This window comes from Nocardia sp. NPDC004722 (assembly GCF_053601505.1).
Genome location: NZ_JBSGBY010000530.1, coordinates 1 through 5,985, shown reverse-complemented (window position 1 = coordinate 5,985; position 5,985 = coordinate 1). Strand labels below are relative to the sequence as shown.

Here is a 5,985-nt window from a genome sequence, read left to right as displayed (position 1 = left end):
GGTCGCTCTCGACCGCGCTGGTCGCGCATTTCGCCGAGCACGTGGCCCGCTGCGGCACCCTGCCCGGCGACGCGCTGCGCGGTGAGGTCACCACCGTCACCCGGACCTGCCTCGAGCTCGCCGCCGGAGTGCTCGAGGGCCGGGACGTGAGCGGGAAAATCGAACGGCTGCAACGCGCGGGCGCGGACTGGGCGCGCGAGGGCATTCCCATCGGCACCATTCACCGCGCCGTGCACGACGGTTTCGCGCTGGGCTTCGATCTCATCGTGGACGCCACCGGGCCCGAGGACTACGCGCGGCTGGCGGTGACCGCGCGCCGGTTGTTCGAGGTGCTGGCCATGGTGGATTCGGCGTTCGCCGTGGCCTATGTGCGCGAGCACCGGGCCGTGGTGGCCGAGCATCACACGGCGGTGCACACGGTGGCCTCGGCGCTGCTGGCCGGACATCCCACCTCGACGATGGCGCGCGCGGGCGGACTGGAGATCGACGAGTCGTATTACATTCTGGCCCTGAGCATTCCGGCGCACGCGGGCGAATCCGATCCGCGGGTGGACGGTGAGGTGGTGGCCCGGCGCAAGCTGCGGCGCGTGCAGTCGGAGCTGGCGGGCCGGGCCGAGGGCCGGGCGCTGTCGCTGCTGAGCGCCGACGGCGGCACCGTGCTGCTGCCCGCGAGCCAGGTCGGCACCGGTGAGCTCGACGAGCTGATCGCCGGATTGTCCACGGCCGCACAGGTTCCGCTGACCGCCACCGTGATTCACGCCGAGACGCAGCGCATTCCGGAGGCCGCCGAGCAGGCGCACGAACTCCTCGATATGGTGCACCGCCTGGAGTGCGCGCCCGGACTGCACCGCTTCGACGATCTCGCCATGGAGTATCAGCTCACCCGCCCGGGCCCGGGCCGCGAATACCTCGGCACCCTGCTGGATCCGCTGGACGAGTACCCCGAACTGCTCGAGACGCTGCGCCGCCACATCGGCAACGACCTGAGCCGACGGCATACGGCGCGACTGCTGGGCGTGCACACCAATACCGTCGACAATCGGCTCAAACGGATCGGGCAGCTGACCGGATTCGATCCGGCCCAGCCGTCCGGATTGTGGTATCTGCGTTCGGCATTGGTGGCCCGCAGTTACCGCAAGGCCGAGCGGGTGCGGATCGGACGGCCCGACACCATGGTCGCCAGCAGCGCGATGAAATGACCGTGCTCGACCAGCGCGCGCGGAGAGGCGGCGACCGACCACACGGTGCGCACCTCCGACGGCGGCAGCGGCCGACCGGCGAGGCGGTCGGCCAGCCAGTCCACCATGACCGGCGTCGCCAGGAACTGCAACGGCAGATGGGTGCTGAGACGATCGCGCAGATAGCGGACGTGCGCGCCCCGGGCCCGGTAACGCTGGACGTGGGCATCGACGTCCGCGACGGCGATCACCTCGTCATTGACGCCCTGCACGACCAGCAGCGGCATCGCCGGAGCCTGTCCCCCGGGCTCGATATCGTCGAGCACGCGGCGCATCTCAGGTCGGGTGAGCAGCGCGCCGAGGCCACCGCGGATGTGCCGGTGGGCGTTTCGACCGGCGTAGCGGGCCAGCAGGGGCAGGGTGGCGAAGGATTCGGCGCGGTCGAGCAGGCCCAGGTATTCGGCCGACACGATGTCGCGCACGGCATCGTCCAGGTGCGGGTAGGCGCGGCGCAGGCCCGCGGTGAAGACCATGGCGAAGCCCGCGAAGGGTGAACCGTTGAGCCGCACGAACGCCGCCGCGGGGTCACCCACCGGGGAGCCCGCGACCGCACCGGCGATATCGAGTTCCGGGGCGTAGCCCGCCGCCAGCTCCGCGGCCCACGCGGTGGCCAGGCCGCCACCGGAGTAGCCCCACAAGCCGATTCGGGTGCGCGGGTGCAAACCCAACGGCGCGAACCGCAGGGCGGCGCGCAGGCCGTCGAGAGCGCGGTAGCCGGGTTCGCGGGCCGCGCCGAAATGGCCGCCCTGGCCCTCGTGATCGGGGACCGAGACCGCCCAGCCGCGCGCCAGGGCGGCCGCGATGAGCGGGAACTCGATCTGCGGGATCGCGCCCAGGGCGCTGGCGCGATGTTGTAAAGCGTAGGAGGGGAAGCACTTCGGGGCGACGGCGTCGATGGCGCACTGGAACGACACCAGCGGGCGGTCGGCGGAAGGTTCGGCATCCCAGGGCAGCAGGACCGTGGTCACCGCGGCCTCCGGGTTGCCGTTGAGATCGGTACTGCGATACAGCAATTGCCACGCCCGCACCCGCTGCGGGATCCGGCCGAGCAGACCCAGCCGTACCGGCCGCGAGCGCAGGATCGTGCCCGGCGCGACCGTAGCCGGATCGATCGGCGAACGGTAGAAAGGATCCAGTCCGGGCAGCAGCGGCCGAATGCCGGGGGTGCCGAGATCCTCTGTGAAATCGGGCTTTTCGACCATATCGCCGACAGTCATGGTGCTCCGATCATTCTGGGGGTCCGGGGGGCGAAGTGCCCGGGTTTCCTACTCGAGGTTGGGGGCGAAGCCCCAAAGCCATCGCTAGATGTGGCCGCTGCCGCCGATCATCCACGGGTTGAAGGCGCACACCAGGGTCGGGTGGGCGGCGGGATCGAGGGCGTGCAGCGCGATGGAGGCCGCGCGGGGCGAGTACATGATGGTCAGGTGGTCCGAGACGTCCTCGGGGCAATCCTGTTGCAGCGTGATGTTTTCCACGGTGGCGTCGGGGCCCGGGGTGAGGAACGTCCAGTCGTAGGGATTGGAGATCTCGTCGTGCGTGGTGCCCACGGCGGTGTACTCGACGCCCGGCACGGTGTCACCGCTGGCGTTGAGCTTGGCGTAGAAGTCCGATCCGACAACCTGTTCGGTATTCGCCTGCCCGATCAGCGGTTGATAGAAGCCGAGGATGTCGAGGCCGAGATTGGTGATGAACCGGCCCATGCTGGCCAATCCCAGCAGCGTGGTGCCGTGGGTGGTCGCGCCGAAGCTGATCACCTTGCCCACTTTCCCTTGTCCGCCTTCGAATTTCAGGTACTGGCTGGTGACCGGCCCGCCCTGGGAGTGGGCGATCACGTCCACGGCGGGCGCGCCGGTGGCGGCCAGCACGCGGTCCACGAACTGCCCCAGCTGCCGGGCGGAATCCTCCATCGGGCCGACGCCGTAGCGGCCGGGCAGGATCGGGCCGAACCCGCCGCCGCCCAGCGGGGTCTCGCGGCCGAAATTGAAGGCGAACACGCAGAATCCGGCGCGGGCGACCTGCGGGGACAGGAACGAGAAGCTGTCGTAGGTGTTGAGCCAGGTGCCGTGCACCAGCACCACCGGTCGCGGATGGTCGGCCGTCGGCTTGCAGTTCCAGTCATTGGATCCCGGCGGCGCGGCGTCCGGGTGGGTCACGCCGTAGGCGAAAGCCGCGAGGTAGGCCGACAGCTCCGGGCCGACACCGACCGTGTCCGAGGCGGTGCTGACGATCGCCGAGCCGGAGCTGCTGCCGGTCCCGGCGGGTTCGGCGCCGGCACCGCCGGTCGAGCAGGCGAGCGCCACGGCGGTGGCGCCGGCGAACACGGTACTGCCGAGGGTACGGATGGTCGGCCTCATGAAATCTCCTACTGCCTCACGCGGATCGGACCGAACGCGTCGAATCCGATTGCGACCGTAGGATCCCGGTGTGGCCTGTGTCACCGGCGCTGTGTCAGGTGACAGCGCCCCGCGCCGAGGGCAGCGGACGGTTGTGGCGGCCAACAGCCCCGAGGGGCGCTCACGCCTCCCGAGCGGGAGTGGAGGCCAGGGCGATGGCGGAGCGGGTGAACAGCGGCACCAGTTCCGGCAGGGCCTGCGCGCCCTTCTGGTGCAGGCAGGCGCGGACCCGGTCGTCGATGCCGCCGAGCAGCATGTCGATCAGCTGCCGGTCCGGTTCGGCGGTCAGATCGCCGTCGCGCACGCCCACGGCCACCACCGCCATGATGTAGTCGGCGAATCGCTCGTGCACGCGCAGCCGGTGTTCGATCAATCCCGGTCCGGCGGCGAGGGTTTCGACATACAGCGCGCGGGCCGCCTGCGGTTGCAGGGCGAGGACGTTGAGGTAGATCTCGAAGGAAATCCGTACGCGGTCGGCGAAATTCACGCCTTCGAGCCCGGTCACGGTTTCGCGGAGTTGTTCCAGGGCCGCGCCGACCGCGAGATCGTAAGCCGCGCCGAAGCATTCGTCCTTACTGCCGAAGACCGCGTAGAAGGTGCGGCGCGCCACCTGGGCTCGGGTCACGATATCGGCGACCGTGGTGGCCGCGAAGCCCAGTTCCCCCACCGCGTCCAACACGGCGGTGCACAATCGCCGGTACTGCGACGCCTCCACCTGCTCGCGAGTCAGCCCGTGCCGGCCACGCGGCAACGGACCCTGCTCACCGATGGTTTCCACACTCACGCCCCCAGAATAGGTTTACACGTCACCGAGCGACTAACGGTCCGGCCAATACCATGCCGGTTCTTCCAAGCGTCCCTGTCCCGCCACCGTTGTCGCTCCCTCCCGTTTCACCAATTCGATCATGTTCGCGTCGGTGTATTCGTCGATGACACCGATCAATTCGTCGGAGTGGCTGACCACCACCAGCTGCGTACCCGCCGCGGCGCGCGCGATGAGGCGGCCCAGCGGGTCCAGCAATTCCGGGTGCAGGCTGGTCTCGGGTTCGTTGAGGACCAGCAACTGCGGCGGGCGCGGGGACAGCAGCGCGGCCGTGAGCAGCAGGTAGCGCAGGGTGCCATCGGACAGTTCGGGGGCCGACAGCGGGCGGAACAGCTTGGGCTGGTGCAGCAGCAGTTCGAAGCGGCCGTCACGGTCGATGATCTCGAGACGGCTGCCGGGGAAGGCATTGTCCACGGTCTCGGCCAGGGCCTTGGCGTCGCCGATCTCGAGGATGGTCTGCAAGGCGGCGGCCGCGTCCGCGCCGTCGTGGGCGAGGGCCATGGTGCGGGTGCCGAGCTGGGGTGCGCGGGCGGGGGCGGCGACATCGGTGCGCAGGTGGTCGTAGAAACGCCAGGAGCGGATGCGTTCACGCAGCACCAGCAGGTCGGGGGCGCGCTGCGGATCGGCGAGTTCGGAGAGCATGGAGTCGTAGGGCTTCACCGTGTGCGGGACCATGCCCCAGCCGCCGCCCTCCGCCCGTAGACGCACCACCGGTCCGCCGCGATCGGCCAGCAGGGTCGAGGGCCGCAGTACCGGTCCGGCCCAGGCCGCCTCGGCCTTGATCTCCGGATCGCGATTGAACATCGACTCGCCGGGAATCGGGATGCCCAGTTCCGCCGCGTATCCGAAGTCCTCGCCCGCGAACCCGATCCGCAGCCGCAGCGGCGTATTCGGGCCCGAACGCCCCGGCCCGGCGTAGAACGTCGACTCCAGCCCGCCCTCCCGCGCCAGCCCCGCGACCGCGCCATTGTGCGCGAAGTCCGCCAGCAACCGCAGCACCCGATACAGACTCGACTTGCCGCTGCCGTTGGCGCCGGTGACCACATTCATCCGCCCGAGCCGGACCCGCAGCGCGCGCAGGGACCGGTAGTTCTCCACGGCCAACGTGGTCAGCATGCGCCCCAGCCTATCTACCGACTAGTCACTACGAATTGTTGTGCGTTAATCGCGGCGGGCTCGCCATTCGCGGTAGGCCAGGCGAGAGCACACCGCGCAGGGACGGTAACCGGTTGCGATGGCGGTGGGTTCGTCGGCGAAGAAGACGCGGTGTGCGGCATAGCCGCCGCGGGCGAGGGCCCGCAGGGCGGCCGGGCAGTCCAGGCGGCCGTAGATGCGCAGACGACGGTGACCGCCGAGGGTGCCGGGGGTGTCGCTGGCGTAGGGACCGTCCGGGCCCAGCAGGGTGTAGGCCCGGTCGGGGGATTCAGGCATCGTGAAAGACCAGGCCCAGGGTGTGGCGTTGACCGGATCGGACGGTGCTGACGCCGTGGCGCATGGGGGCGGCCGACCATCCTCGTGCGCCTCGGACCGG

At 70.0% G+C, this 5,985-nt stretch carries 7 protein-coding genes; 1 reads left to right on the top strand and 6 read right to left on the bottom strand.

All coding sequences use genetic code 11. The annotated features are described in order from the left end of the window. On the top strand, positions 1 to 1,199 hold a 1,199-nt coding region (locus tag ACWELQ_RS35555), incomplete at its 5' end, for a PucR family transcriptional regulator (RefSeq protein ID WP_452401400.1). On the opposite strand, the gene ACWELQ_RS35550 is transcribed toward ACWELQ_RS35555, so the two are convergent. The 6 genes from ACWELQ_RS35550 to ACWELQ_RS35525 all read right to left on the bottom strand — a co-directional run. Next, entirely contained in the window at positions 1,130 to 2,455 is a 1,326-nt protein-coding gene (locus ACWELQ_RS35550) for a lipase family protein (RefSeq protein WP_452401399.1), read from the bottom strand. The genes ACWELQ_RS35555 and ACWELQ_RS35550 overlap by 70 nt on opposite strands. An 84-nt stretch (positions 2,456 to 2,539) precedes the next feature. Then, positions 2,540 to 3,592 (bottom strand): esterase/lipase family protein, encoded by a 1,053-nt coding sequence (locus ACWELQ_RS35545; RefSeq protein WP_452401398.1) that lies wholly within the window; start codon positions 3,590 to 3,592, stop codon positions 2,540 to 2,542. Positions 3,593 to 3,752: 160 nt separating this feature from the next. After that, positions 3,753 to 4,415, bottom strand: a complete 663-nt coding sequence (locus ACWELQ_RS35540; RefSeq protein ID WP_452401397.1) for a TetR/AcrR family transcriptional regulator — start codon at positions 4,413 to 4,415, stop codon at positions 3,753 to 3,755. A gap of 33 nt (positions 4,416 to 4,448) precedes the next feature. Continuing rightward, positions 4,449 to 5,570 carry an AAA family ATPase gene (locus ACWELQ_RS35535; protein WP_452401396.1) on the bottom strand — a complete coding sequence of 374 codons (1,122 nt, stop codon included), beginning with the start codon at positions 5,568 to 5,570 and terminating at the stop codon, positions 4,449 to 4,451. A gap of 45 nt (positions 5,571 to 5,615) precedes the next feature. After that, positions 5,616 to 5,885: an Ada metal-binding domain-containing protein gene (locus tag ACWELQ_RS35530; protein ID WP_452401395.1), complete on the bottom strand. Its 270-nt coding sequence runs from the start codon at positions 5,883 to 5,885 to the stop codon at positions 5,616 to 5,618. Further along, a partial coding sequence (locus tag ACWELQ_RS35525) for a 2OG-Fe(II) oxygenase (protein WP_452401401.1) occupies positions 5,878 to 5,985 on the bottom strand: 108 nt, incomplete at its 5' end. The genes ACWELQ_RS35525 and ACWELQ_RS35530, both read right to left, overlap by 8 nt.